The following is a 25,684-nucleotide window of genomic DNA, read 5'->3' on the forward strand; positions in this document are numbered from 1 at the left end:
CACCCCACCCCATGTTTCCATGAAAAATTACCGGCGCAGACTAACAGGGCCAATTCCCCCATCGGACATACCGTCACCTACACGGATTCCAGCCAAGTCGATCCAGGGGATCAACTGGGGCGGCACACCTAAAGCGGGCATAAAGAGTGCAGTTCAGGCGTGCAACACCGCATGAGCGCAGTAGAGTTGCCGCGAATATCCGACTGTTGGAGTGTGCGTGAGAAGAAGAGAGGCCCTCCTCGGTGGACGGGGTGGGCGGGGGATTTCACGGGTCATTTCTTTGGCCCTCATAACCGGAATTGCCGCTACCGGGCTCGCAGTAATACACCCGTCGGAGAGCGCGGTCGCCGCGACCGACCCTGTCGCCGACGGCTCCATGAGCCCGGCCGACTTCGCGCTCGCCAAGGCCAAGGAAACGGGGCAGCCCTACGAGCTGACTTCCGCGCGGACCGAGACCTCGGACACCTGGGCGCTGCCTACGGGCAAGTGGTCCGTCAAGCGCTACGGGACGACGGTGCGGGTGCGGCGGGCCGGCGCGTGGATGGCGACCGATCCGACGCTGGCGTTCGCGACGGACGGCACGGTGGCTCCCAAGGCGTCGGCCGTCAGCATCACCTTCTCGGGCGGTGGCACCGGGCCGCTGCTGACCGGTGTGCGCGATGGCCGCACACTGTCGCTGACCTGGCCGAAGGCGCTGCCCAAGCCGACGCTGGCCGCGAACGTGGCGACGTACGCCAACGTGCTGCCGGACGTGGACCTGCAGCTGAAGGCCGACGTCGAGGGCTTCTCGGAGCTGCTCGTCGTCAAGACGGCCGAGGCGGCCAAGCACCCGGACCTCGCGACCCTGAAGTTCAAGCTCGACACCGTGGGCCTGAACGTCTCGTCCAATGCCACCACCGGCCTGCTGAGTGCCGTCAATCCCGCGGGCCAGACCGTCTTCACCGCGTCCGCGCCGATGATGTGGGACTCCACCACCACCGGAGCCGCCGCTCCCCAGGCCAGGACGGCCGCCCCTGCGGCGGCCGCCGCGGCGGCCGGGGAGCCCGCCGCGCCCGCCGACGCGTTCGTCGCGCCGTCCGGTGCGAAGGACGCTCAGATGCCGACCGCCGTGACGGGCGGCAACCTGGAGATCAAGCCCGACCAGGCCCTCCTGACCAACGCGGCCACCAAATACCCCGTCTTCATCGACCCCTCGGTCGCCTGGGGCGAGCGCCAGAACTGGGCCTGGGCGTACCGGAGCTGGCCGAAGAACTCGTACTGGAACACGAAGCAGGACGTCCGCGTCGGCTACGAGAGCGAGACGAACGGCCTGTCGCGCTCCTTCTTCCAGCTCGACACCGCCAACCTCAAGGGCGCCCAGGTCACCAAGTCCACGTTCCGCATCAAGGAGACGTGGTCCTGGTCCTGCACGCCCACTCCCGTGGAGCTGTGGACCACCGGCCCCATCTCCTCCGCGACCACCTGGAACAGCCAGCCCGGCAAGGGCACCAAGCTGGCGACCGTCTCCGCCGCCAAGGGTCGCCCCGATTGCGGCGCCGGCAACCTGGAGTTCGACGCCACCGCAGCCGCCCGGGAGTCCGCGTCCAAGGGCTGGTCGAGCGTGACGCTGGGCCTGTTCGCGTCCAACGAGAGCGACCAGTACCAGTGGAAGCGCTTCGACCCCAAGACCATCACCTTGGAGACGGAGTACAACAACCCGCCCCGCACCCCGGCCGACCCTGGTACCTCGCCCTGGGTCCCGTGCGTCGAGGGCGGAAAGATCGGCAACGCCACGGTCAGCCTCTATTCGACGATCTCGGACCCCGACGCCGGCAACCTGTCCGCCGAGTACCAGATCTTCAAGGCCGGTCAGAGCACTCCCGTCGCCACCCGGGCGATCCCCGCCAACAACGGCAAGGTCGCGACGTGGGCCGTCCCTGACACCAGCCTGCCCGACGGCGACTACACCTGGAAGGTCCGGGCGACCGATCAGGACAACGCCACCTCCGCCTGGTCGCAGACCTGCAAGTTCTCGGTAGACCGCAGCCGGCCGACCAAGGCGCCGAAGATCAGCTCGACCGTCTTCCCCGACGGCAGGAACGGCTGGCCCGCCACGACCGGCAAGGCCCGTACGCCCGGCACGTTCACCCTCGCCGCCAACGGCGTGAAGGACGTCACCTGGTACGGGTACTACACCGACTGGGATCCGGAGCTCAAGAGCAGCACCGTGACCCCCGGCGCCTCGGTCGACGTCCAGCTCACCCCGCCGGGCGCCGGCCCGCACTACCTCTACGCCTTCAGCCAGGACGCGGCCGGCAACCGCTCCGACACCACGGCGTACCTCTTCTACGCCACCCGCTCGGCCACCAAGGACGCTCCCGGCGACCTCAACGGCGACGGGAACCGCGACATCTGGAGCAACGACTCCTTCGGCAACCTGATGACCTATACCGGCCAGGGCAACGGCAAGTTCACCGCCGCGACCAGGGCGGGCACCAACTTCAACGGCGCCCGCATCGACACGCTCGGCGACTGGGACGGCAACGGGTACAACGACCTCGTGTCGCTCGAACAACCCACCGGGACGACGGAGAAGAAGCTCTTCGTCTACGCGAACGACGGCAAGGGCGGCGCGGACAACCCGATCGAGATGACGGTCGCGTGCCCCAAGAAGGCCCCGAACGCCGGATGCGACTACGGTCCGGACTGGAACGGCGACGACCACTGGTACAACGCCGAGCAGGTCATCGCGCCCGGCGACCTCAACAAGGACGACCTGCCCGATCTCCTGGTCAAGCAGGGCAAGCAGCTGTGGGCCTACTACGGAAGCGTCTCCGGAGCCCTCGACAGCACCGCGGAGCCGGTCCTCGTCGGCAACACCGATTGGGACAAGTACACCGTCATCGCCCCCGGCGACCTCAACGGGGACAAGGTTCCGGACCTCTGGCTCCGGGACAACGCCACCGGCGACGTCCTGCGCACCTACGGCCAGAAGGGCAACGGCGACCTGATCGTCGACCTCGCCACCTGGGGCACCCGGACCCGCACCAAGATCGGCGGCGGCGTGCCCCAAGCCGCCTTCCCGCAGATCGGATCCGTGGGCGATCTCTCCGGTGACGGCGTGAGCGACCTGTGGGCCCGTCAGGCCGACAACACGGTCGTCGGCTGGAACGGGATCGCCTCGGGCGGCACCGTCACGTCGTTCTCCGGCTCCTACCAGATCGACGGCGTCCCCGGAGCGAAGATCCCGGCGGGCACCACGCTGGCCTCCGGCGAGGAGTTCAACTCGGGCAACGCCAAGCTCGTCATGCGGACCGACGGCAACCTGGTCCTGACCACCAAGGACAACAAGCAGATCTGGTCCACGAACACCGGCGGCCACAACGGCGCCGTGGCGCGCATGCAGACGGACGGGAACTTCGTCGTCTACGAAGCAGACGGCAAGACAGCCCTGTGGAGCAGCAGGACCGGCACCCCCTACTCCTACGCCGTGCTGCAGAGCCGCGGCGTGCTCGTGATCTACAACGCCTCCGGCCAGAGCCTGTGGACGAGCGGCTCGCAGAGCCGGCCGGACTACAACAGCGACGGTTTCACCGATGTCCTCGCCCGCGACGCCCAGGGCGACGCGTGGGTCTACAAGGGAACCGGCGGCAGCGGCACCAGCACGCTCGGCGCCCGCTACTTCATCGGCAACGGGTTCTGGCGCGACTACTGGACGAACCTGTACACCGCCGACCTCAACAACGACGGCCGTTCGGACATCGTCGGCCGCACCAAGGAGGGTGATCTCTACCTCTTCCCGGGAACAGGCTCCGAGACCAACGCGTTCTCCGGCCGCTACCTCATCGGGGTCGGCTGGAACGGCTACGACCTCGGCTTCGGTGACGTCAACCTCGACGGCCGCACCGACGTCTTCGCCCGTGACGGCAACGCCGACCTGTGGGTCTACCCCGGCGCGGGTGGAACCGGCACCAGCACCCTCAGTGGACGCCAGTTCATCGGGAACGGCTTCTGGCCCGGGGGGTGGGAGACCTTGCGGTACGCCGACCTCAACGGCGACAGCAAGATCGACATCGTGGGCCGCACCGACCAGGGCGAGGTCTACCTGTTCCCCAACAGCACCGGCGCGGACGGGAAGATCTCCTTCGGTGCCCGGACGTTCGAGGGTAACGGCTGGTGGGTCGGCGGATGGACCCCGTACCCCACCGACCTCAACAGCGACGGCGCCGCGGAGCACGTCGGCGTCCTGGACAACGGTGAGCTCTACGACTTCCTGCCGGGCCAGGGCCGCGTCCTGATCGGCAACGGCTGGAACGGCTATGACGTCGTCCTCTGACGCACGGCTCTGAACACCGAGGGGTGAGGTCCCGTCCGGGGCCTCATCCCTCCCGTCGTCCGCCTCCCGCGTACGGCGGGAGGCGGACACCTCACCACCGCCCGGCGCGCGCGGTGCGGAACGGTTCACGTGTCACCTGAAGCGGTGAACTCTTCCTCGTATCGGCGGCGGGTGGGGTAAAGCCCTGCTGATCTCGTGCGGGGGCCGCAGGCAAGGGAGCCCCCGTGCCCTCGGACCGAAAGGCCTGACCCGCCGTGACGCAGCCGTTCCGACTGCCGGAGTTCTACGTCCCCTATCCGGCCCGACTGAACCCGCACCTGGAGGCGGCGAGAGCCCACACCGCGCAGTGGGCCCGCGGCTTCGGGATGCTGGAGGGGTCGGGCGTCTGGACGCAGGAGGACCTCGACGCGCACGACTACGCGCTGCTGTGCTCCTACACCCATCCCGACTGCGGCAGTGACGCGCTGGAGCTGGTCACCGACTGGTACGTGTGGGTGTTCTTCTTCGACGACCACTTCCTGGAGGTGTACAAGCGCACCCAGGACCGGGAGGGCGCCCGGGCGTACCTCGACGGGCTGGCGGCGTTCATGCCGATGGACCTCGCGGACGGGTTCCCCGAGCCGGCGAACCCGGTCGAGGCGGGCTTGAGGGACCTGTGGACGCGGACCGTGCCCGTGATGTCGATGGACTGGAGGGAACGGTTCTCCGAGTCCACGCGGAACCTCCTCGACGAGTCGATGTGGGAGCTCCACAACATCAACATGGGCCGGGTGGCCAACCCGCTGGAGTACGTGGAGATGCGCCGCAAGGTCGGCGGTGCGCCCTGGTCGGCCGGTCTGGTCGAGTACGTGGCCGCCGAGGTACCGGCCCGGGTCGCACACGCCCGCCCGCTCCAGGTGCTGCGCGACGCGTTCGCCGACGCGGTCCACATCCGCAACGACCTTTTCTCCTACCAGCGCGAGGTGGAGCAGGAGGGCGAACTCTCCAACGCCGTGCTGGTGTTGGAGACCTTCCTGGGCTGCTCCACCCAGGAGGCCGCCGACCTGTCGAACGACCTGCTGACCTCCCGGCTCCAGCAGTTCGAGTACACGGCGCTCGCCGAGGTGCCCGCCCTCGCCGTACAGCACGGCCTGGGCCCGGACGAGGCGGCCGCCGTGATGGCGTACGCGAAGGGGCTGCAGGACTGGCAGTCCGGTGGCCACGAGTGGCACCTGGTCTCCAGCCGGTACATGAACGAGGGGGCGCGGGGGGCCGGGCCGGTCGCCCTGCCGTTCGTGCCCGGCGGTCCGGGCACCGCCGCCCTCGACTGGCGTTCGGTCCTCACCCCGCGCTCGGAGGGGCTGCGGCGGCGCAGCTTCACGCACGTGCCGTACCGGAAGGTGGGGCCGCCGCTGCTGCCCGACCTCGGCATGCCGTTCCCGCTGTCCCTCAGCCCGCACCTCGACCTGGCCCGCCGCGAACTGGTCGACTGGTGCCGGGACGTGGGCCTGCTGGGGTCGCAGCCCGGCGACCCCGGCTCGGACCTGTGGACCGAGGACGAGCTGGTGGGCATGGACCTCGCCCTGTTCTGCGCGGGCATGGACCCCGGTGCCACGGCCGGCGCGCTGTGCCTGGGCGCACTGTGGGTGGCCTGGGGCACGTACGCGGACGACTACTACCCCAGGGTCTTCGGCCGGGCGAAGTCGCCCGCCGCGGCGAGGGCGGCGACGGACCGGCTGATCGCCCTGATGCCGCTCGGTGGGGAGGGGGCCGGGGCCGGGGTGGAGCCGGCCACCGTGATGGAGCGGAGCCTGAAGGACCTGTGGGACCGGACGGCCGCCTCGATGGGCGGGGCGGACCTGGAGGAGTTCCGCGGCCTCGTCGCCGGGACGCTGGACAGCTGGGTGTGGGAGATCGGCAACACGGCCGTGAACCGGATCCCCGACCCGGTCGACTACGCGGAGATGCGCCGCCTCACCTTCGGCAGTCAGCTGACGATGTTCCTGGCCAGGGCCGGACGCGGGGACGGCGGGGTGCCGCCCGCGGTCCGGCGGGACGGGGCGGTGCGCTCGCTGGAGAGCGCCGCCGCCGACGTCGGGTGCCTCGTCAACGACCTCTTCTCGTACCAGCGGGACGTCGAGTTCGAGGGCGGGGTGCACAACCACGTCCTCGTCACCCAGAACTTCTTCGACATCGACTACCCGCAGGCGTTCCGGATCGTCTCCGACCTGCTCGTCCAGCGCATCCGCGAGTTCGAGCACATCCGCGACCACCAGCTCCCGGTGCTGTACGCGGACCACGGCCTCGACCGGACGGCGCGCGCCTGGCTGGACGCGTACGTACGGGGGCTGGAGGACTGGATGGCGTCCAACCTCCACTGGCACCGCAGCACCCGCCGTTTCGGGGAGGAGGACCTGCGCCGCGCCCCGGCCGGGGTTCCGGCGGCCCCGGGGCACGCCTCGTTCGGTCTGCCGGCGTTCGGGGTGTCGGCGGCCGCCGTGGGGCGGCGGCCCGCCTGACCCGCCGCCACCGGCTGGGCGGTCACCTCGCGGGGCCCGTCCAGCCGGCCGGGACGTGGCCGATCCGTACGCGCTGCGGGTGGTCGCCGACGGGGACGGACACCCGCTTCGCGCCGGTGGCGAAGTCGATGGCGGTGACCCGGTCGGAGCCGCTCTCGGAGATCACACAGCCGGTGCCGTCGCCGTCGACGGTGGCCCAGTACGGCTTGTCGGCGGGGACCAGCGGGCCCTCGGCGAGGGTGGCCCTGTCCACGACGGTGGCGTAGTCGTCCATGGTGCCGGCGATGCACAGCTTGGCGCCGTCGGGGCTCATCGACATGCCGTGGTGGCGGGAGTCGTTGACCCAGGTGGTGCGGTCGCCGCTGGTGGCGGGGTTCTGCGGGAGGGACTTGACGCGGGTGATGCGGTCGGCGGCGACGTCGTACTCGACGAACCCGTTGAAGAACGACACCTGGAAGTAGAGCGTGGACTCGTCGGGGCTCATCGACATGGGCCGCACGGCGTCGGAGAGGTCCTTGCGGCCGGCGGCGTCCAGCCGCTCCCGCATGTCGATGGTGCGGACCGTGCGGAAGGTCTGCGCATCGGCCACCGTGATCTTGCGGTCGCCCTTCGTCCAGTCCAGCCAGGGGGCGTCCAGGGCGGAGGTCACGTCGCCGATGGAGCTGTTCCACAGGAAGCGGCCGTCGCGGGTGAAGGCGTTCTCGTGCGGCTTGTCGCCGGTGGTGAAGGAGCCGACCTGGCGGCCGGTCGCGATGTCGAGGACGTGCACGGTGTTCGCCGTGGACGCGGAGACGGCGACGCGGGTGCCGTCGGGCGAGACGGCCATGTGGTCGGAGCGGTACCCGGCCACCGGGAAGCGCCAGTTGACCCGGCCGGTGCGCAGGTCGAGGGAGACGACGTCGGCGAAGCTGGGGCGGGAGACGACCACGGCGGAGCCGTCCGGGGTGGTGTACATGTCGTCGACGAACTGGTCGTGGCCCTCGCCGGCGGTGTGCCGGATCCCGAGGAAGAAGCCCAGCTTGATCGGGTTGAGGTAGATCTCCCGGAGGCGTTCCTCCTTGTCGGGGACGACGTTGATGCGGCCGATGCGCTCCAGGTTGCCGACGGAGGCGAGGACGTCGGCGGTGCCCTCCCAGTTGTTCCCCACGAACAGCACCTCGCGCAGCCCCGCGGAGGCGGCGGGGGCCGGGGGCGCCGCTTCGGGTGCGGACGCCGAGGCCGCCGGCGTCGCGGTGCCGGCCGCGAGGGCGGCCGCGGCCAGCGCGCCCACGGCGAGGAGGGTGCGGCGCACGGGCGTGCGGGCGGGCCGGTCGGTCCGGGACATTCGCTCAACTCCGTTGCAGGCAGGCGCTGTTACCGGCGGGTAAAATAGGGGCTGCAGCGAAAGGGCGCAACCCCCGTGGCTGCGCCCTTTTCCTCATGCCCTCATGGCGTCGCGCCTTCGGCCCTCACGCCCTCACGCCCTCATGGCCTCATGGCCTCATGGCCTCATGCCTGCGGGTCATCGACCCGCGGTGGCCGTCCCTGCGGATCCGGGGCCGCCCCTTCAAGCCACCGAGCCGATCCTGCCGACCACCGTGTTCGAGGTGTCGGGGTGGATCGGGATGTGTCCGCCGGTCAGGGCCGCCCCGGAGCCGCCGCGGCGGTTGGCGACGATCTCGGCGGCGATGGACAGCGCGGTCTCCTCCGGGGAGCGGGCGCCGAGGTCCAGGCCGATCGGGGAGCGCAGGCGGGCGAGTTCGAGCTCGGTCACGCCGACCTCGCGCAGCCGCCGGTTGCGGTCCTCGTGGGTGCGGCGCGAGCCCATCGCGCCGACGTAGGCGACGGGCAGCCGTAGGGCCAGCTGCAGCAGCGGGACGTCGAACTTGGCGTCGTGCGTGAGCACGCACAGCACGGTCCGGCCGTCGACCTCGGTGCTCTCCAGGTATCTGTGCGGCCAGTCCACGACGATCTCGTCCGCCTGGGGGAAACGCTTCTTCGTCGCGAACACGGGGCGCGCGTCGCACAGCGTCACGTGGTAGCCGAGGAACTTGCCGATCCGCACCAGGGCGGAGGCGAAGTCGATGGCGCCGAAGACGATCATCCGCGGCGGCGGGACGCTGGACTCGACCAGGACCTTCAGCGGTTCCCCGCAGAGCCGGCCGTCGGCGCCGATCTCCAGCACGCCGGTCCTGCCGGCGTCGAGCATGGCGCGCGCCTCCTCCGCGACCGTGCGGTCGAGTTCGGGGTGGCCGCCGAGGCCGCCCTCGAATCCGCCGTCGCCGCGGACCAGTACGGCGCGGCCCTTGAGTTCGTCCGGGCCCTCGGCGATCCGGGCGACGGCCGCGGCCTCGCCGCGGGAGGCCGCGGCGAGGGCGGCGGCGAACACCTCGCGGCCCGGGGAGCCGACGGGCACCGGGGTGACGAGGATGTCGATGATGCCGCCGCAGGTCAGGCCGACGGCGAAGGCGTCGTCGTCGCTGTAGCCGAAGCGCTCCTGGACGGTCTCGCCGTCCTCCAGCGCCTGGCGGCACAGCTCGTACACCGCGCCCTCCACGCATCCGCCGGAGACCGAGCCGATGGCCGTGCCCTCGCTGTCGACGGCGAGGGCCGCCCCGGGCTGCCGGGGTGCGCTGCCCCCGACCGCCACGACGGTGGCGACGGCGAAGTCGCGTCCCTGCTCGACCCACCGGTTCAGTTCTTCGGCGATGTCCAGCATTGCGGCCTCCTCGGAGGTTCGGGTTCCAGTATCGGATGCGTGGAGGGTCAGTGCTTTTCGGTCAGGGTCAGTGGACCCCGAGCCAGCCCTCGATGGGGTTCAGTGCGTAGAAGACGATGAACACAGCCGTCAGTCCCCACATGAATCCGCCGATCTCGCGGGCCTTGCCCTGGGCGACCTTGATCGCGACGTACGAGATCACACCGGCGGCGACACCGGCCGTGATCGAGTACGTGAAGGGCATCAGCACGACGGTGAGGAAGACCGGGATCGAGGTCGCGGTGTCGGCCCAGTCCACGTGGCGGGCGTTCTGCATCATCATCGCGCCGATGACCACCAGGGCGGCGGCGGCGACCTCACCGGGGACGATCTGCGTGATCGGGGTGAAGAAGATGCAGGCGGCGAAGAAGAGGCCGGTGACCAGGGAGGCGAGGCCCGTGCGGGCACCCTCGCCGACGCCGGTCGCGGACTCGACGAACACGGTCTGGCCGGAGCCGCCGGTGAAGCCGCCGATGGCGCCGCCGGCGCCGTCGATGAACAGGGCCTTGGACAGGCCGGGCATCCGGCCCTTGTCGTCGGCCAGCTTGGCCTCGGTGCCGACACCGATGATGGTGGCCATGGCGTCGAAGAAGCCGGCCAGCACCAGGGTGAAGACGATCATGCCGACGGTCATCGCGCCGACCTCGCCCCAGCCGCCGAACTCGACCTGCCCGAAGAGCGAGAAGTCGGGCATCGAGACGGCCGAACCCTCCAGGACCGGCGGGCCGCTGGCCCAGGCCTTGTCGTCGATGTCGATGACGACGTTCAGGACGGCGGCGAGGACGGTACCGGTGACGATGCCGATCAGGATGGCGCCGGGGACCTTGCGGGCCTGGAGCATGAAGATCAGCAGCAGGGTGACGGCGAAGAGGAGCACGGGCCAGCCGGCGAGCTCGCCGGTCGGGCCGAGGGTCACGGGGCCGCCGCCCGGGGCGGGGTTCTCGTGCACGAAGCCGGACTTCACCAGGCCGATGAGGGCGACGAACAGGCCGATGCCCATCGTGATCGCGTGCTTGAGCGCGAGCGGGATCGCGTTCATGATCATCTCGCGGAGGCCGGTGACGACCAGGAGACAGATCACGACGCCGTACATGACGCACATGCCCATGGCCTGCGGCCAGGTCATCTGCGGGACGACCTGCGAGGCCAGCACGCCCGAGACGGACAGGCCGGCGGCCAGCGCGAGCGGGACCTTGCCGAAGAAGCCCATCAGCAGCGTGGTCACGGCGGCGGCGAACGCCGTGGCCGTGATCAGGGCCTTCTGGCTCAGGGTGTCCCCGGCGACGTCCTTGCCGGAGAGGATCAGCGGGTTGAGCAGGAGGATGTACGCCATGGCCATGAAGGTCGTGATACCGCCACGAACTTCTCTGCCGACGTTCGACCCTCTATGGGTGATGTGAAAGTACCGGTCGAGCCAAGAACGCCCGGCGGGGTTGCGAGAGCCGTCGCCGGCCTCTTCCGCGCTGGTCTTGGGCTCCACAGAGGACTGGGTCATGGTGCCTAACTCCCAAGGTTCACAGGGGCACCCGCTCGAAGTCTTCGGAGGCGGGATTTGGGAAATGCCGTTGGCTGCACGACCCGGGGTGACGGCCCGAGGCGACGCGATTGCAGACTGCGTGTACTGCGGGTACTGCGGGGGTTCTGCGGTACTGGAGACGGTGCCGGGGTGCTGGCGTCGCCTTTTCTTCTCTTCGGGGGTACTGCCGGTGGGGCGGACCGCGAGCGGTGCGGTCCCCGTGTGCCGGACTCCGTGTGCTCCGGGCGGTGCTTCGCCGAAGGTGTGACGTTCCGCTGTCGCACCGCCCGGAAGGTCTGGGGTCCGGGGGCCTCGCGGCCCCCGGAGGACGCCGTCCTACAGGGTGCCGGTGAGGGCTTCCGGACGGATCGGCGTCTTGTTGAGCTCCAGGCCGGTCGCCGCCCGGATCGCCGCGAGGACGGCCGGGGTGGACGACAGCGTCGGGGCCTCGCCGAGACCGCGCAGGCCGTACGGCGCGTTCGGGTCGGCGAGCTCCAGGTAGTCGACCGGGATGCTCGGGGTGTCGAGGATCGTCGGGATCAGGTAGTCCGTGAAGGAGGGGTTGCGCACCTTCGCGGTCTTCGGGTCCACGATGATCTCCTCCATCACCGCGACACCGAGGCCCTGGGTCGTGCCGCCCTGGATCTGGCCGACGACGGAGAGCGGGTTGAGGGCCTTGCCGACGTCCTGGGCGCAGGCCAGCTCGACGACCTTGACCAGGCCGAGCTCCGTGTCCACCTCCACGACCGCGCGGTGGGCGGCGAAGGTGTACTGGACGTGGCCGTCGCCCTGGCCGGTGACCAGGTCGAAGGCGACGGTCGGCCGGTGGCGGAACTCCAGCTCGACGTCGATGGCGTCCTCGCCCTCCAGCAGCTCGGCGATGTCCGCGAGGACCTCGCCGCCGTCGGTGACGACCTTGCCGCCTTCGAGGAGCAGCTCGGCGGTGGCCCACGCCGGGTGGTAGGAGCCGTTCTTCCGCCGGCCGATCTCCAGGACCTTCTCGCGCACGGCCTCGCAGGTGTTCTTCACGGCGCCGCCGGTCATGTACGTCTGCCGGGAGGCGGACGTGGAACCGGCGGAGCCGACCTGCGTGTCGGCCGGGTGGATGGTCACGTGGGTGACGCCGAGCTCGGTACGGGCGATCTGCGCGTGGACGGTGACACCGCCCTGGCCGACCTCCGCCATGGCCGTGTGGACCATCGCGACGGCCTCGCCGTTCACCACCGACAGCACCACGCGGGCGGTGGAGTAGTCGTCGAAGCCCTCGGAGAAGCCGACGTTCTTGATGCCGACCGCGTAGCCGACGCCGCGGACGACGCCCTCGCCGTGGGTGGTGTTCGACAGGCCGCCGGGCAGTGCACGGACGTCCGCGCTCTCGCCGGCCGACTCCCACTGGCGCTCCGGCGGCAGCGGGCGGGCCTTGACCCGGCGCAGCAGCTCGGCGACCGGTGCCGGGGAGTCCACGACCTGGCCGGTGGGCATGATCGTGCCCTGCTCCATGGCGTTGAGCTGGCGGAACTCGACCGGGTCCATGCCGAGCCTGGCCGCGAGCTTGTCCATCTGGGCCTCGTACGCGAAGCAGGCCTGGACGGCGCCGAAGCCGCGCATGGCGCCGCAGGGCGGGTTGTTCGTGTAGAGGGCGATGGCCTCGATGTCCACGTCCTCGACGACGTACGGGCCGACCGAGAGCGAGGAGGCGTTGCCGACGACCGCCGGGGAGGCCGAGGCGTAGGCGCCGCCGTCCAGGACGATCCGGCACTTCAGGTGCGTGAGCTTGCCGTCCTTGGTGGCGCCGTGCTCGTAGTACAGCTTGGCCGGGTGGCGGTGCACGTGGCCGAAGAAGGACTCGAAGCGGTTGTAGACCATCTTGACCGGCTTGTTGGTCGCGAGGGCCAGCAGGCAGGCGTGGATCTGCATCGAGATGTCCTCGCGGCCGCCGAAGGCACCGCCGACGCCGGAGAGCGTCATGCGGACCTTCTCCTCGGGCAGGCCGAGGACGGGGGCGATCTGGCGGAGGTCGGAGTGCAGCCACTGGGTGGCGACGTACAGGTCGACGCCGCCGTCCTCGGAGGGCACGGCGAGGCCGGACTCCGGGCCGAGGAAGGCCTGGTCCTGCATGCCGAAGGTGTACTCGCCCTCGACGATCACGTCGGCCCGCTTGCGGGCCTCCTCCACGTCGCCGCGGACGATCGGCTGGCGGTGCACGACGTTCGGGTGCGGGACGTGGCCGGCGTGGTGGTCGTCGCGGCCCGGGTGGAGCAGCGGGGCGTCGGGGGCGAGGGCGGAGGCCTCGTCCGTGACGACCGGCAGCTCCCGAAAGTCGATCTTGATCTTGGCGGCGGCGCGGCGGGCCGTCTCCGGGTGGTCGGCGGCCACGAGGGCGACGGGCTCGCCGTGGTGGCGTACGCGGCCGTTGGCGAGGACCGGGGTGTCCTGGATCTCCAGGCCGTAGTTCTTCATCGCGGCCGGCAGGTCCGCGTAGGTGAGGACCGAGTAGACGCCGGGCATGGCCAGCGCCTCGGAGATGTCGATGCTCGCGATCTCGGCGTGGGCGACGGGGCTGCGCAGGGTCTGGCCCCACAGCATGTCCTCGTGCCACATGTCCGAGGAGTACGCGAACTCGCCGGTGACCTTCAGGGTGCCGTCCGGGCGGAGCGTGGACTCGCCGATGCCGCCCTGGTTGTGCTTCTGGGAGACGTTGGTCGGCGTACCGGACGGCGCGGTGCGGGTGTTGGCCATGGTCAGACCGCCTCTCCCTGGCGGGCGGCCGCCAGGCGGACCGCGTCGAGGATCTTCTCGTAGCCCGTGCAGCGGCAGAGGTTGCCGGAGAGGGCCTCACGGATGTCCTGGTCGGACGGGTCGGCGTTGCTCTCCAGCAGCGCGTCGGCCTGGACCAGCAGGCCCGGGGTGCAGAAGCCGCACTGGACGGCGCCGGCGTCGATGAACGCCTGCTGGATCGGGGAGAGCTCGACGCCCTCGCCGGTCTGCGAGTCGGTGCCCTTGGCGGTCCACTGCCGGGCCTCGTCGGTGGAGACGCCCTGGGCGCCGCCGCCGCACGCACCGGTGCCGCAGGAGTGGCCGTGCTCCTCGCGCTGCCTGGCGAAGTCGGCGAGGCCCTCGACGGTCACGACGTCGCGGCCCTCGACCTGGCCGGCGGCGACGAGGCAGGAACAGACCGGCACGCCGTCGAGGCGCACCGTGCAGGAACCGCACTCGCCCTGCTCGCAGGCGTTCTTGGAGCCGGGCAGGCCCAGGCGCTCGCGCAGGACGTACAGGAGGGACTCGCCCTCCCAGACGTCGTCAGCCTGCTGCGGACGGCCGTTGACGGTGAAATTGACGCGCATGGTTACGCAGCCCCTTCGAGCGAGCGGCCGTTGGTGCCGCGGTACTGCTCCCACGTCCAGACCAGCTGGCGGCGAGCCATGATGCCGACCGCGTGACGGCGGTACTTCGCCGTGCCGCGGACGTCGTCGATCGGGTTGCACGCGCCGGAGGCGAGCTCACCGAACTGCTTGGCGATCGACGGGGTGATGACCTTGCCGGACTCCCAGAACCCGCCTTCTTCGAGCGCTGCGTTGAGGAACTCCTCTGCGGCCCGGGCCCGGATCGGGGTCGGCGCGGCCGAGCCGATGCCGGTGCGGACCGTACGGGTCCGCGGGTGCAGGGCCAGGCCGAACGCGCACACCGCGATGACCATGGCGTTGCGCGTGCCGACCTTGGAGTACTGCTGCGGGCCGGTGGCGTTCTTGACGTGGATCGTCTTGATGAGCTCGTCCGCGGCGAGCGCGTTGCGCTTGACGCCGGTGTAGAACTCGTCGATCGGGATCATGCGGGTGCCGCGTACGGACTCGACCTCGACCTCGGCGCCCGCGGCGAGCAGGGCCGGGTGGGAGTCGCCGGCGGGCGAGGCGCAACCGAGGTTGCCGCCGACACCGCCGCGGTTGCGAATCTGCGGGGACGCGACCGTGTGCGAGGCGAGCGCGAGACCCGGCAGCGTTTCCCGCAGGTTCTCCATGATCTGGGTGTAGGGGACGGAGGCGCCCAGCCTGGTGACCTCCTCGCCGACCTCCCACTCCCGCAGCAGCTCGATGCGGCCCAGGTCGAGGAGGTACTCCGGACGGCGGTGGTCGAAATTGATCTCGACCATGATGTCGGTGCCACCCGCAATCGGCACAGCTGTCGGGTACTCGGCCTTCGCGGCGAGCGCCTCCTCCCAGCTGGCGGGGCGAAGGAAGTCCATGCGCGGCTCTCTTCTTGTAATCGGGTCGTTCACTTCAAGCCAGGAGGCGGACGGGCCCTCGACTGGTCGTTCACGTGGTGTTAACGCGGTGTGGAGCCAGTACACAAGCCGGGTGTCCCTCGGGTGCAGTCACCGAAACCATGAAGGAGTTGGCTGGCGGCCTCCCTCGTCTTGTAGATTCGTATGAAAGGCAGGATGCAACGACCTGCCCGATTTCCAACGGCAACATTCGAGACAGATCGGCGGCGACACCATGCGGCTGCGCGCACTGCTGGAAACCGAGGCGCTGGGGCTGCGGCTGCTGGGCGGCGAGGACGAACTCGACCGGACGGTCCGCGGCGTCATGACGACCGACCTGAGGGATCCCAGCCGATACCTCACCGGGGGCGAACTCGTCCTCACCGGGCTGGCCTGGCGAAGAAATTCGGCCGACTCCGAGCCGTTCGTACGAATCCTCGCGAGCGCGGGCGTCGCCGGGCTCGCCGCCGGCGAAGCCGAGCTGGGCGACATCCCGGACGATCTCGTGTCGGCCTGCGCACACCACCGCCTGCCGCTGTTCGCCGTGAACGAGGACGTTGCATTCGCCACGATCACCGAATACGTCGTACGGCAGGTCTCCGGGGAGCGCGCCGGCGACCTCGCGGCCGTCGTCGACCGCCACCGCCGTCTGATGACCTCGGGCCCCGCGGGCGGCGGGCCGGACGTGGTGCTCGATCTGCTCACCACCGACCTCGATCTGCGCGCCTGGGTGCTGTCCCCCACGGGCCGGCAGATCGCCGGAGCGGGAGAACCCCTGGCGCCGGGCATCTGTGCGGCTCTGGCCGGCGAGCACCTCGCGGCGGTCCGCACCGGGCGCAGGGGCCCGCACCGGATCTCCATCCAGGGTATTACCTACTCGCTGTTCCCGATCAGGAGCGGGGGGCGCGGCCCGGCCGGCCCCGGCGGGCCCGGCAGCCGCGACGTGCGCGAGAGCGTGCTGTCGGACTGGCTGCTGGCGGTCGAGGCGGACGCGGGCGAGTGGCCCGCCGAGCGGCTGGACCTGCTGCAGGGCGTCACCCAGCTGATCGCCGTCGAGCGGGACCGGCGCGACGCGGCCCGCACGGTGCGCCGCCGGCTGGCGCAGGAGGTGCTGGAGCTGGTCCAGACGGGTGCCGCGCCCGCCGAGATCGCGGCCCGCCTGCGGGTGGCGGCCCCCGTGCTGCTGCCGGGGCTGGGCGCCGCCCCGCACTGGCAGGTCGTCGTGGCCCGGGTGGACTGGGACGGCGGGGACATCCCCGGCGGCCCGGTGGCCCAGTCGCTGCTGGAGGAGATCCTCGTCGACCCGTCCGCCTCGGGCCCGGAGCCCTCGGACCGGATCGCCGTCGCGCACACCGGGGACGAGGCCATCGCGCTGGTGCCGCTGCCCTCCCGCCCCGGGGAACCGGGCGAGGACAAGGGCCCGGACGCCGCCCTGCACGCCGACGAGCTGCTGGCCGCCGTACGCGAACCGCTGCAGGCGGGGCTGGACGGCGACGGCCGGCTCACCCTGGGCGTCAGCGCGGCCGTGCACTCCGCCGAGGGGCTGCGCGGGGCGCTGGAGGAGGCGCGGCACGCCCGCCGGGTGGCCGCGGCGCGCCCCGGCCGGGTCTGCGCGGCGGGCCACCACGAGCTGGCCTCGCACGTCCTGCTGCTGCCCTTCGTGCCGGACGACGTGCGGCGGGCGTTCACCGCGCGGCTGCTGGACCCGCTGCGCGACTACGACCGCCGGCACCGGGCCGAGCTCATCCCGACGCTGGAGGCGTTCCTCGACTGCGACGGGTCGTGGACGCGGTGCGCCTCGCGACTGCACCTGCACGTCAACACGCTGCGCTACCGGGTCGGGCGAATCGAGCAGTTGACGTCGCGTGACCTGTCGCGGCTGGAGGACAAGCTCGACTTCTTCCTGGCCCTGCGCATGAGCTGAGCATTCCGCCGCACGGGCGGGAGGGGCGTGTTCCGGAAAGTGCTGACGCGGCGTCCGGACTTTGTGAAAGAGTTCACCCGACCCCTTGGCCGAACCCGCCGATCCGTGCTCTCATTTCGCCCCAGGGCTCGAAGACGTGCTTGCTGCTTGTTGCTTTGGGGAGGGCAATGTGGCGGACACCGCCATGTCCGGTGCCGGAACCACCGGGGGGGACGACCCCCTCCAGCGGGCGATATGGCGGCTGCGTTCGCGCGGCTGCTGGACCGATGCGGCGGCCCTGCTGGCCCCGCATGTCGACGACGACGCCGGCGCCGCCGTGCAGCGCACCGCGCTGCTGATCGAGCGGTGCCTGTTCACCGGGCAGGGCTGGGCCGAGGCGGAGGACGCGCTGCGCGTCGCCGAGGCGGTGGCCGCGAACGACGACGAGCGGGGCGCGGCAGCCTGCGAGCGGGGGCACCTGGCGTACGCGGCCACGGTCCTCGGCGTCCGCGACCGTGCGGACGAGGCACGGGCGGCGCTGGGCCGTGCCGCCGCCCTGCTGTCGCCGGACTCCCGCACCCGACCGCTGCTGGACCTGCGGCGGGGGCTGGTCGCGGAGCACCTGGCGGACGCCCCGCAGTCGGCGCGGCCGGCGTACCGGCGGGCGCACGCCGGGGCCGCGGCGCACGGGGACACCCTGCTGCTGTCGTTCACGTGGCGGCACCTGGCGGCGCTGGCCCTGCGGGACGGGGAGGTCGCGGAGGCCCGCAAGGGCTTCGCGGAGTCGCTCCGCATCCGCGAGGAACTCGGGTTCCTGGTCGGAACCGCCCCGGCCCTGGCGGCACTCGCGGAGGCCGAGCCGGAGCCGGAGGCCAGCCGGCTCCGGGCCGAGGCCCGCCGCCTGTTCCGCCTCCTGGGCGGCATCCCGACCTGGCTCGCCGACCAACTCCACCCGACCCCAGCCACCTGACCCCGCCTCGGGCCCGGCCCGCACCCCGCGCCTCGAACGCCGGCGGGGCTGGGCCGCCGAACCCGGCCCCCAGCCCGGGCTCTGCCCGAACCCGCGCCGCAAACGCCGGCGAGGCTGCATGGCCGACCCGCAAGCCTCACAGGACCCCACCCCAGCCGAGGCAATCCGGCCCCGCCGGGACGATCCAGCCTCGCCGGCGATTGAGGCGCGGGGGCCCGGGGGCCCGGGGGCCGGCCCCCGGCAACGGTGGCGCACGGACGCGCGAGCGAGGGGCGGCGTCAGGCGGCGGCCGAGCCGGCGAAGTGTTCCCGGACCAGGGACTCGACCACCGGCAGGTTGCCCGCGATCAACGCCTCCAGCAGCGCCGAGTGCTCCGCCGCGTCCGCGACCAGGTCCGCCCGGCGCACCCGTGCCGCGCCGGGGACCGGCCACTGCGAGCGCCGGTGGAGCTCCTCCGCGACCTGGACCAGCTGGTCGTTGCCGTCCAGGGCCAGCACTTCCCGGTGGAAGGCCCGGTCGGCGTCCGCGTAGCCGGCCAGGTCCCCGGCAGCGGCGGCGGCCGCCGTGGCGGCGGCGGCCGGCTGCAGGGCGGACCAGGTCCCGGCCGGGACCGTACGGGCCAGCCGCAGCATCACCGGCACCTCGATCAGCGCCCGTACCTCGGCCAGCTCGGCGAGCGCCCGCGGGGTCCTCTCCAGGACCCTGAAGCCGCGGTTCGGCAGGCACTCCACGGCCCCTTCGAGGGCGAGCTGCTGCATCGCCTCGCGCACCGGCGTCGCGGAGACGCCGAAGCGTTCCCCGAGTACCGGCCCGGAGTAGATCTCTCCGGGTACCAGTTCGCCGTCGACCAGCGCGGCGCGCAGCGCCTCCAGCACCTGTCCGCGTACGGAGTGGCGCAGTACCTTCTGGGTCGGGATCAGAGCCGACACCCCGACACGGGCCGCTTTGTGCACTCGGTCCTCCTGTGGGTCTCGGCCTGTCGGGAGAATAGTTGAATCCGTCCGGGAAGTGTGGATACAGACGGCCCCGGATCGGCTAAGGTAAGGCTTACCTATGTCGATCACGACCCTCTGATCGGTGATGCCGCATGCCCGCGCCCGCCCTCGCCCCCGTCCTCGCGCCCCCCGCCTCCCCGCTGGCGGACGCGTACGCACGGCTGACGGCGGCGTACGAGGGCCTGCGGGTGGAGGAGCGCGCCGCGCACCAACCCGCCCCCCGCGGCGCGGGGTGGATCGGCGCGGACGAGCTCGCGGCGGGCGGCCCGGCCCTGGACGCGTTCCTGGCCTGGGACAGGGCCCAGGTCCTGACGGACTACGGGCGTGAGGCGCGCCCCGACGTCGTCGCCACCTTCGGCCTGCACCGGTACGCGTGGCGCGCGTGCCTGTTGACCACCGTTCCGTGGTTCCTCGACCGCCGGGTGCCCCGGTTCGGCCCGGCGGACGTGGCCGTCCACCGACCCCTCGGGCGGATCAGCGTCCGCGCCGAGTCCTTCGCCTGCCTGCCGGACGATCCGGCGGCGGTCCTCCCCGGGGCCCGGGTCGTGTCCGACGGGGAGGCCCTGCGGGCCGAGGTGCGCGCTGCGGTGGCGCAGCACCTCGGACCGGTGCTGGACGGCTTCGGCCCGCGCACCCGGCGCAGGCAGCGCGCCCTGTGGGGCCTGGCGACGGACTCCCTGGTGGCGGGCCTGTGGTATGCGGCGAAGCTCCTCGACGAGGAGCCGCGGGCCATCGCCGAGCTGCAGACCCTGCTGCCCGGTGCGACGGCCCCGTACACCGGGGGCGCCGGATTCCGTACGCTGGCGGGCCCGGACGGCGAGCCGCTGGCGACCCGGGACCGGGTCAGCTGCTGCCTCTTCTACACGATCCGGCCCGAGGAGACCTGCGTGACCTGCCCCCGGACCTGTGACGTGGACCGGGTCACCCGCCTCACGGCCCGCGCCGCCGCCGCGACCGGCTGAGCGCCCGCCGTCCGACGGCATCCACAGGACCCCGGCACCGTCGGATGTCAGTGGTGGCGCGTACGGTCGGCGGATGATCGACCCCAGGCCCCCGCTGTCCTCGCTGTACGACTTCGCCCCCTGGGATCCGGTGCTGCGACTCCTGCTCGCCGGCCACCCGGAGATCCGTCCCGACGGGTCCGCCCGCGTGGCGGGACGCATCGGCCGGCACGGCTGGAGCCTGTGGCTGCCGGGAGGGATGTCCGCGCAGAGGCCGGCGGCGGTGGAGCACGTCCAGCGGGCGCTCGCGCGCGGCGGTGTCGAGGAGGTCGCGTTCTCGGCGGAGATCACGCCGACCGGGCGGACCGCCCTCCGCCTGGTCTGGCCCTGCCCGGCCGTGGAAGCCGCCGTCGGCTACCCGGACCTCGGCGTGCTCGTCCTGGTCGACGGCTCCGTGCCCGAGCCCTGGCGCCGCCTCCCCGACCCGGTGCCGGGGGCGGCTCCGGCCCCCTCGGCCGACCTGGAGCTGCTGGAGCGCACGCTCCGCGAGGAGCTCCCGGGCGCCGTCGGAGCGACGGAGGAGGAGATCGCCGCGGCCGAGGCCCGGCTGGGCGTCACCCTCCCGGACGAGCTGAAGGTGTTCTACCGGGTGACCCGGGTGCAGGGGGAGGACAGGAGCGACTTCCACGAGCTGGACCGGGCCTCCGAGGCGGTCGGCTACGAGGTCTGCGCCCTGGACGAGTTGTACGCCGCCCACCCGGCGATCCGTCATTCCCGCTGGGAGTTCGGGGCGACGAAGGGGCTCTGCACCGCGCCCGACGCCGCGGTGCAGGGCCTGGCCGGCTCGCCCGGCTGGATCGTCTTCGGCAGCAACGGCGGCGACGAGATCGCCGTCGACCTGACTCCCGGCCCGGGCGGGTACCTCGGGCAGGTCGTCCTGGTCGACCACGAGCAGAGCCTCGGCGCCGAACTCGTCGCCGACTCCTTCACCGACCTGGTCCTGGGCCGCGACAGGGAGCGGCCCCGGGCCCGCCACGAGGATCTTCCGGTCGTGGCCGAGGTCGGCGGCGCCGGCCTGCCGACCGTCCGGGCGGCAGCCCATCCCGCCCTCGAAGTCCTGACCGTCGGCGCCGGGGACGGCGCCCCGTTCGGCCTCGCCCCCGTCACCGGGCTGCCCCGTCTGCGTACTCTCACCGCCGCCCCCGGCACGCTCGCCGACCCCCTGGAGATCGCGGGGCTCACCGGGCTGGAGTTCCTGGCACTCGGCCCGCAGGAATGGCGCACCCTCCTGGACGCCGGCGCCGTACCGCGCACCCTGTCGGCCGCCGCCGTCAGGGAAGAGGGGCAGGACCGGCGGACCGTGGTGGCCGTCGCCAACGAGCTGCTCGCCCTCTGGGACCGGCCCCGGATCGACGAGACCGTCCTCGAAGGAGCCCTCCTCCCCGAGGCGTAGCCGCCGGTCCCCGTCAAGCGGCTCGCGCGCCAACCCACCCGTCCGACTGACGCTAATCGAACACAACTCCCGCCATACGGGCGGGAGTTCGAGCGACAACACCCTATCCGGCGGGCCGCGCACCCCGATGGCGTCCACTTGCCCCGAAACCCGCATGCCGAGCCGATCTCCTGCGCCACCATGGCCCCGGTAGGCCGCAAGTCGATGCAAAGGCGAGGGACATCCGCATGAGACTGACCGACATATCGCTGGACTGGCTGCTGCCCGGCAGCCTGTTGATCCTGGGCGTACTTGCGGCAGTTGCGGTACTGGCCCGGGGCAAGCGGGAGAGCGAGAAGGCGGCGAACGAGGACTCCTGGGAGCGCAGCGAGGAACGGCGGCGACGCAAGGAAGCCGTCTACGGAACCGCCTCCTACGTCCTGTTGTTCTGCTGTGCGGCGGTGGCCGCCGCCCTCTCCTTCCACGGGCTGGTCGGCTTCGGCCGGCAGAACCTGAACCTCTCCGGGGGCTGGGAGTACCTGGTCCCCTTCGGCCTCGACGGCGCCGCGATGTTCTGCTCGGTGCTCGCCGTGCGCGAGGCGAGCCACGGTGACGCCGCCCTCGGCTCCCGCATGCTGGTCTGGCTGTTCGCGGGCGCGGCGGCCTGGTTCAACTGGGTGCACGCGCCGCGCGGCATCGGCCACGACGGGGCGCCCCACTTCTTCGCCGGCATGTCGCTCTCGGCCGCCGTCCTCTTCGACCGGGCCCTCAAGCAGACCCGCCGGGCCGCCCTGCGCGAGCAGGGCCTGATCCCGCGACCGCTGCCGCAGATCCGCATGGTCCGCTGGCTGCGGGCACCGCGCGAGACGTTCGGCGCATGGTCACTGATGCTGCTGGAGGGCGTCCGCACCCTGGACGAGGCCGTCGAGGAAGTGCGCGAGGACAAGCGGGAGAAGGAACTGGACCGCCACCGCAGGCGGGACCAGAACCGGCTGAACCGGGCCCGGCTGAAGGCGTTGGGCCGACAGAACCGGACGTTCGTGTTCGGGCGCTCGCGCGGGCGCCAGGTGGACATGGCGGGGCTGGCCTCCGCGACGGGCTCCGCGCCGGTCGGCGCGGAGCCGGCCATAGCGGATCCGGGACAGCTGCCCTCCCCGCGCCGACACCTCTCCCTGCAGGCCGTGACCGGGTCGGACCTCGGTGACGTGTCCGGCCCGCGCACGGTCGACCTGACCGCCGAGGACGACACCCAGACGATCCCGCGGCTCGACTCCCTGGAACGCAAACTCAAGGACCTGGAACAGCAGTTCGGCTGACGGTCCTGCCATACCACCGGTCCCGCCCGCCCGTCGCCGGGCGCGGGGCCGGTCACCCGAAGGGCCCGCCTGGTCAAGGCGGGCCCTTCGACGTTCGAACCGTTCACGTCGCGCAAGGCGTGCCAGTCGTGCAGGTGGCTCAGGTCGTTCAGGCCTCGGCGACGCCGTGCAGTTCGAACCACACCACCTTCCCCGCCGCCGACGCGCCCGCCGGGTCCACGCCCCAGGCGTCGGCGAGCGCCTGCACCAGCACGAGCCCCCGCCCGTGCGTACCGTCGTCGGCGGCCGGTACGTACGGGCGCGGGGGCCGGCCCGCGGCGTGGTCGCGGACCTCCACCCGGAGCCGGCCCGCACAGAGGCGGGCGGACACCTCGGCGCCCTGGTCGGTGTGGACGAGGGCGTTGGTGACGATCTCGGTGGCCAGGAGTTCGGCCGCCTCGGCGGTGTCGGCCCGGCAGCGGTGCCGCATCAGCTCCCTGAGGGCCCTGCGGACCTCGCCGACGGCTCTGAGATCGGCACGGCGCACACTGCGCCGCAGCTCCATGGCCGCCTCCTTGCCCTCTGCCGGCTCCGCGGCGGACGGCTCCCGTTGGAGGGGCCGCCCTCTGCGCCGCTGCTTCCCGGTCTTCGCCTCCACCCGCACGGCGATGCCCCTCCCCCGTATCCCTGGATCTCGAACAGGTCTACGGAATGCATGCCCGCGGGGGTTTTCCGCACTCCTGCGGGCTCCCGTCCTCATCACGTCGCAGCGCGGGGATCCGGCCATCCCGATCTTCCGGCCGCTCCGCCGCCGACCATCGACGCCCCGTCGGAAGGTCCGAATCCGGCCACCGTCGCGGGGCCGGTCCCCGGTGGAACGTACGGTGGCCCGGGGCCGGTCACCCCGCCCACGAGGACGGGGCCGCTCCGGAACCGGTCCGGCCCCGGTCCGGGGTCCCGTCCGGAAAACGGCCGGAAAGCGGCATTCCCCATGCGCCCGTTCCGCGTGGCGCGTCACCGAACAGGACTACTTTGACGGTCGGGCCGTACTGCAGGAGGGCGAGGAAATCTCCCCTCGGTTCCGCGCGGCCGGGTCACCGGGACGCGAATGCGCTTTACGACTCCCAGACCGCCGCGGCCGTGCGGTCGTCGGCGTACCCCTTGACGCGCAGCTGCGTGTCGGCCAGGAACGCGGCCAGGCCGGGCGGTTCCCCGTCGGACCAGCGGGCCGCGAGCTCGGCGGGCAGCAGCTCCTCCTCACGCATCGGCTCGGCCAGGCCGCCGGAGCAGAGCAGCAGGGTGTCGCCGGGACGGGCGACGGCCGCACGGAACCGGAAGCCGGGCCCCGGGTCGAGCCCGAGGTCTGGGCCGGGGTCGGGGTCGGGGTCGGGGTCACCGTCGGGCCGGGCGGCCGGCGCGGGTGCGGGCGGCGGCTCGGCGGTCTCCAGGTCCTGCCACACACCGGAGCGGAGCCGGAACAGCCCGCCGGCGCCGGCGCCGAAGCAGACGCGGGTGCGGCATTCGGGGTCGATGGGCAGGAGCAGGGCGCGCATCCCGGCGGTGTACGCGTCCTCCGGGTGGCCGAGTTCGGCGGCCCGGGCCCGCAGCCGCCCGTAGCCGCGGTCGGTGAGCCGCTGGAGCCCGGAGCGGAGGGCGTCGCGGCGTCCGGAGCGGATGTCGTCGGCCAGCCGCGACTGGCTGCGGCCGACGGCGGCGCCGATCCACTGGCACAGTTCCGCGGCGGCGTCGGCGGCCGCCGGGGCGGCACGGTCGCCGCCGGCGAGGACCACCAGGACGAGGGCGTCGTCACCGGTGCCGAAGCGGGCGGTGAGCAGGACGTCCCGGCGGGCCTCGCCGCGGTAGCGGGCGGAGTCCCCGCGGACCGAGGCGGCGCGCAGGGTGCAGATCCCGTGGCGGGCGCCTTCGAGGACGGTGTCCGGGACGAGGGCGTCGAGCGCGGCGGGGTCGGCGAGGGGCAGTGCGCCGGGCTCGGGGGCGTACGTGGGCGCCCGGTCCCCGAGGTGGCGCACCTCGGGCCGCCCGGACGGCGGCGGAGCCTGCGGGGCGGGTGGCACGGGCGGGGCGACCGGGGCGGGCTGGGCGACCGGGGCGGGCTGGGCAACGGGGGCGGGCGGGGCGGGTGCCCGCGCGGGTTCCGGTGCGGGCTGCGGGGGCGCGGGCGGCGGCGGGGGCGTGCCCTCCTCGGCCAGGACGGGCGGCACGGTCACGTCCCCCAGCCCGTACCCGGTCGTCCCGCCCTCGCGCGGATCCCGCGGCCGGGGCAGCCCCGGCCCGGCCCACGGCGCCGCACCGTACCCCCCGACCCCCACCGGCCCGTCCGGCTCCGGCACTCCGGCCCCGGGCGCGGTGGCGTCCGCGGGCGCCACCGGCTGCACGTCCCTCGGGGCGTACGGGGCCGCCCCCGGACCGGCCGCCGCGTCCCGGCGGGCGTCCGGGCTGACCGGCTGGCGCGGCACGACACCGTCCGCCCGGGACGGCACGTCCTGCGGGGCCGGCGCGTCAGGCGGCCCGGGCTGCGGCGGTACTCCGGGCGGCGCCGCGACCGGTGCGGGCGGGGGCAGCGGGGCGGTCACGGAGGCCGCCGAGTCGTAGCGGCTTTCGAGGGTGTCCCCCGGGTCGGGGGCCGGGCCCGCGTCGGGGTCCTCGTACAGCCTCTGCCACCAGTCGTCCGTGCCCTGCTGACTCATGCCGCTATTCTCGGCCCCCCGCTGCCGCAGAAAACGCGGAATACACGAAATGGGGTCCCTTCCGTTTCTTTCGCGCAGCTCGCCGAATTCCGCACACCCGTACGATCACCCGGTCG

General features: G+C 72.5%; 16 protein-coding genes. 7 read left to right on the forward strand and 9 right to left on the reverse strand.

The annotated features are described in order from the left end of the window. The first annotated feature begins 376 nt into the window (after positions 1–376). Positions 377–4,315, forward strand: a complete 3,939-nt coding sequence (locus ACZ4VL_RS15635) for an FG-GAP-like repeat-containing protein (RefSeq protein WP_468199923.1) — start codon at positions 377–379, stop codon at positions 4,313–4,315. A gap of 254 nt (positions 4,316–4,569) precedes the next feature. Next, entirely contained in the window at positions 4,570–6,813 is a 2,244-nt protein-coding gene (locus ACZ4VL_RS15640) for a terpene synthase family protein (RefSeq protein WP_468199925.1), read from the forward strand. A 22-nt stretch (positions 6,814–6,835) separates the two neighbouring features. Here ACZ4VL_RS15640 and ACZ4VL_RS15645 read toward each other — a convergent pair whose 3' ends face one another. From ACZ4VL_RS15645 to ACZ4VL_RS15670, 6 genes are all read right to left on the reverse strand, one after another. After that, on the reverse strand, positions 6,836–8,137 hold the full coding sequence (locus ACZ4VL_RS15645; protein ID WP_468199926.1) for a YncE family protein: 1,302 nt from the start codon (positions 8,135–8,137) through the stop codon (positions 6,836–6,838). Between the two features lie 222 nt (positions 8,138–8,359). Continuing rightward, positions 8,360–9,511 (reverse strand): XdhC family protein, encoded by a 1,152-nt coding sequence (locus ACZ4VL_RS15650; protein WP_468199927.1) that lies wholly within the window; start codon positions 9,509–9,511, stop codon positions 8,360–8,362. 67 nt (positions 9,512–9,578) lie between these two features. Beyond that, the gene (locus ACZ4VL_RS15655; RefSeq protein ID WP_468199929.1) at positions 9,579–11,045 is read right to left on the reverse strand and encodes an NCS2 family permease; all 1,467 of its coding nucleotides are present in this window, start codon (positions 11,043–11,045) and stop codon (positions 9,579–9,581) included. A 357-nt stretch (positions 11,046–11,402) separates the two neighbouring features. Continuing rightward, a complete protein-coding gene (gene pucD / locus ACZ4VL_RS15660) occupies positions 11,403–13,805 on the reverse strand; it encodes a xanthine dehydrogenase subunit D (protein ID WP_468199930.1) in 2,403 nt (800 codons plus the stop codon). Positions 13,806–13,807: 2 nt separating this feature from the next. Then, positions 13,808–14,410: a (2Fe-2S)-binding protein gene (locus tag ACZ4VL_RS15665; RefSeq protein WP_468199932.1), complete on the reverse strand. Its 603-nt coding sequence runs from the start codon at positions 14,408–14,410 to the stop codon at positions 13,808–13,810. A gap of 2 nt (positions 14,411–14,412) precedes the next feature. Next, positions 14,413–15,306 carry an FAD binding domain-containing protein gene (locus tag ACZ4VL_RS15670; protein WP_468199933.1) on the reverse strand — a complete coding sequence of 298 codons (894 nt, stop codon included), beginning with the start codon at positions 15,304–15,306 and terminating at the stop codon, positions 14,413–14,415. 253 nt (positions 15,307–15,559) lie between these two features. On the opposite strand from ACZ4VL_RS15670, the gene ACZ4VL_RS15675 reads away from it, so the two are divergent. Both ACZ4VL_RS15675 and ACZ4VL_RS15680 read left to right on the forward strand, forming a co-directional pair. Then, positions 15,560–17,248 (forward strand): PucR family transcriptional regulator, encoded by a 1,689-nt coding sequence (locus ACZ4VL_RS15675; protein WP_468199935.1) that lies wholly within the window; start codon positions 15,560–15,562, stop codon positions 17,246–17,248. A 169-nt stretch (positions 17,249–17,417) separates the two neighbouring features. Beyond that, entirely contained in the window at positions 17,418–18,197 is a 780-nt protein-coding gene (locus ACZ4VL_RS15680; RefSeq protein WP_468199937.1) for a hypothetical protein, read from the forward strand. Positions 18,198–18,475: 278 nt separating this feature from the next. Here the strand turns inward: ACZ4VL_RS15680 and ACZ4VL_RS15685 are convergent, their stop codons facing one another. After that, positions 18,476–19,150: a GntR family transcriptional regulator gene (locus ACZ4VL_RS15685; protein ID WP_385849234.1), complete on the reverse strand. Its 675-nt coding sequence runs from the start codon at positions 19,148–19,150 to the stop codon at positions 18,476–18,478. A 134-nt stretch (positions 19,151–19,284) separates the two neighbouring features. On the opposite strand from ACZ4VL_RS15685, the gene ACZ4VL_RS15690 reads away from it, so the two are divergent. The 3 genes from ACZ4VL_RS15690 to ACZ4VL_RS15700 all read left to right on the forward strand — a co-directional run bounded on the left by ACZ4VL_RS15690 (position 19,285) and on the right by ACZ4VL_RS15700 (position 22,881). Further along, positions 19,285–20,154, forward strand: a complete 870-nt coding sequence (locus tag ACZ4VL_RS15690) for a (2Fe-2S)-binding protein (RefSeq protein WP_468199939.1) — start codon at positions 19,285–19,287, stop codon at positions 20,152–20,154. Positions 20,155–20,227: 73 nt separating this feature from the next. Next, complete coding sequence (locus ACZ4VL_RS15695; RefSeq protein WP_468199940.1) at positions 20,228–21,586, forward strand: SMI1/KNR4 family protein; 1,359 nt, start codon at positions 20,228–20,230, stop codon at positions 21,584–21,586. Positions 21,587–21,813: 227 nt separating this feature from the next. Continuing rightward, a complete protein-coding gene (locus ACZ4VL_RS15700) occupies positions 21,814–22,881 on the forward strand; it encodes a DUF2637 domain-containing protein (RefSeq protein ID WP_468199942.1) in 1,068 nt (355 codons plus the stop codon). Between the two features lie 148 nt (positions 22,882–23,029). Here ACZ4VL_RS15700 and ACZ4VL_RS15705 read toward each other — a convergent pair whose 3' ends face one another. Then, complete coding sequence (locus ACZ4VL_RS15705) at positions 23,030–23,425, reverse strand: ATP-binding protein (RefSeq protein WP_468199943.1); 396 nt, start codon at positions 23,423–23,425, stop codon at positions 23,030–23,032. 550 nt (positions 23,426–23,975) lie between these two features. Further along, positions 23,976–25,568, reverse strand: coding sequence for a protein phosphatase 2C domain-containing protein (locus tag ACZ4VL_RS15710; protein WP_468199945.1), 1,593 nt, complete (start codon positions 25,566–25,568; stop codon positions 23,976–23,978). Positions 25,569–25,684: the final 116 nt, after the last annotated feature.

It is taken from the genome of Streptomyces sp. NPDC029014 (genome assembly GCF_055564695.1).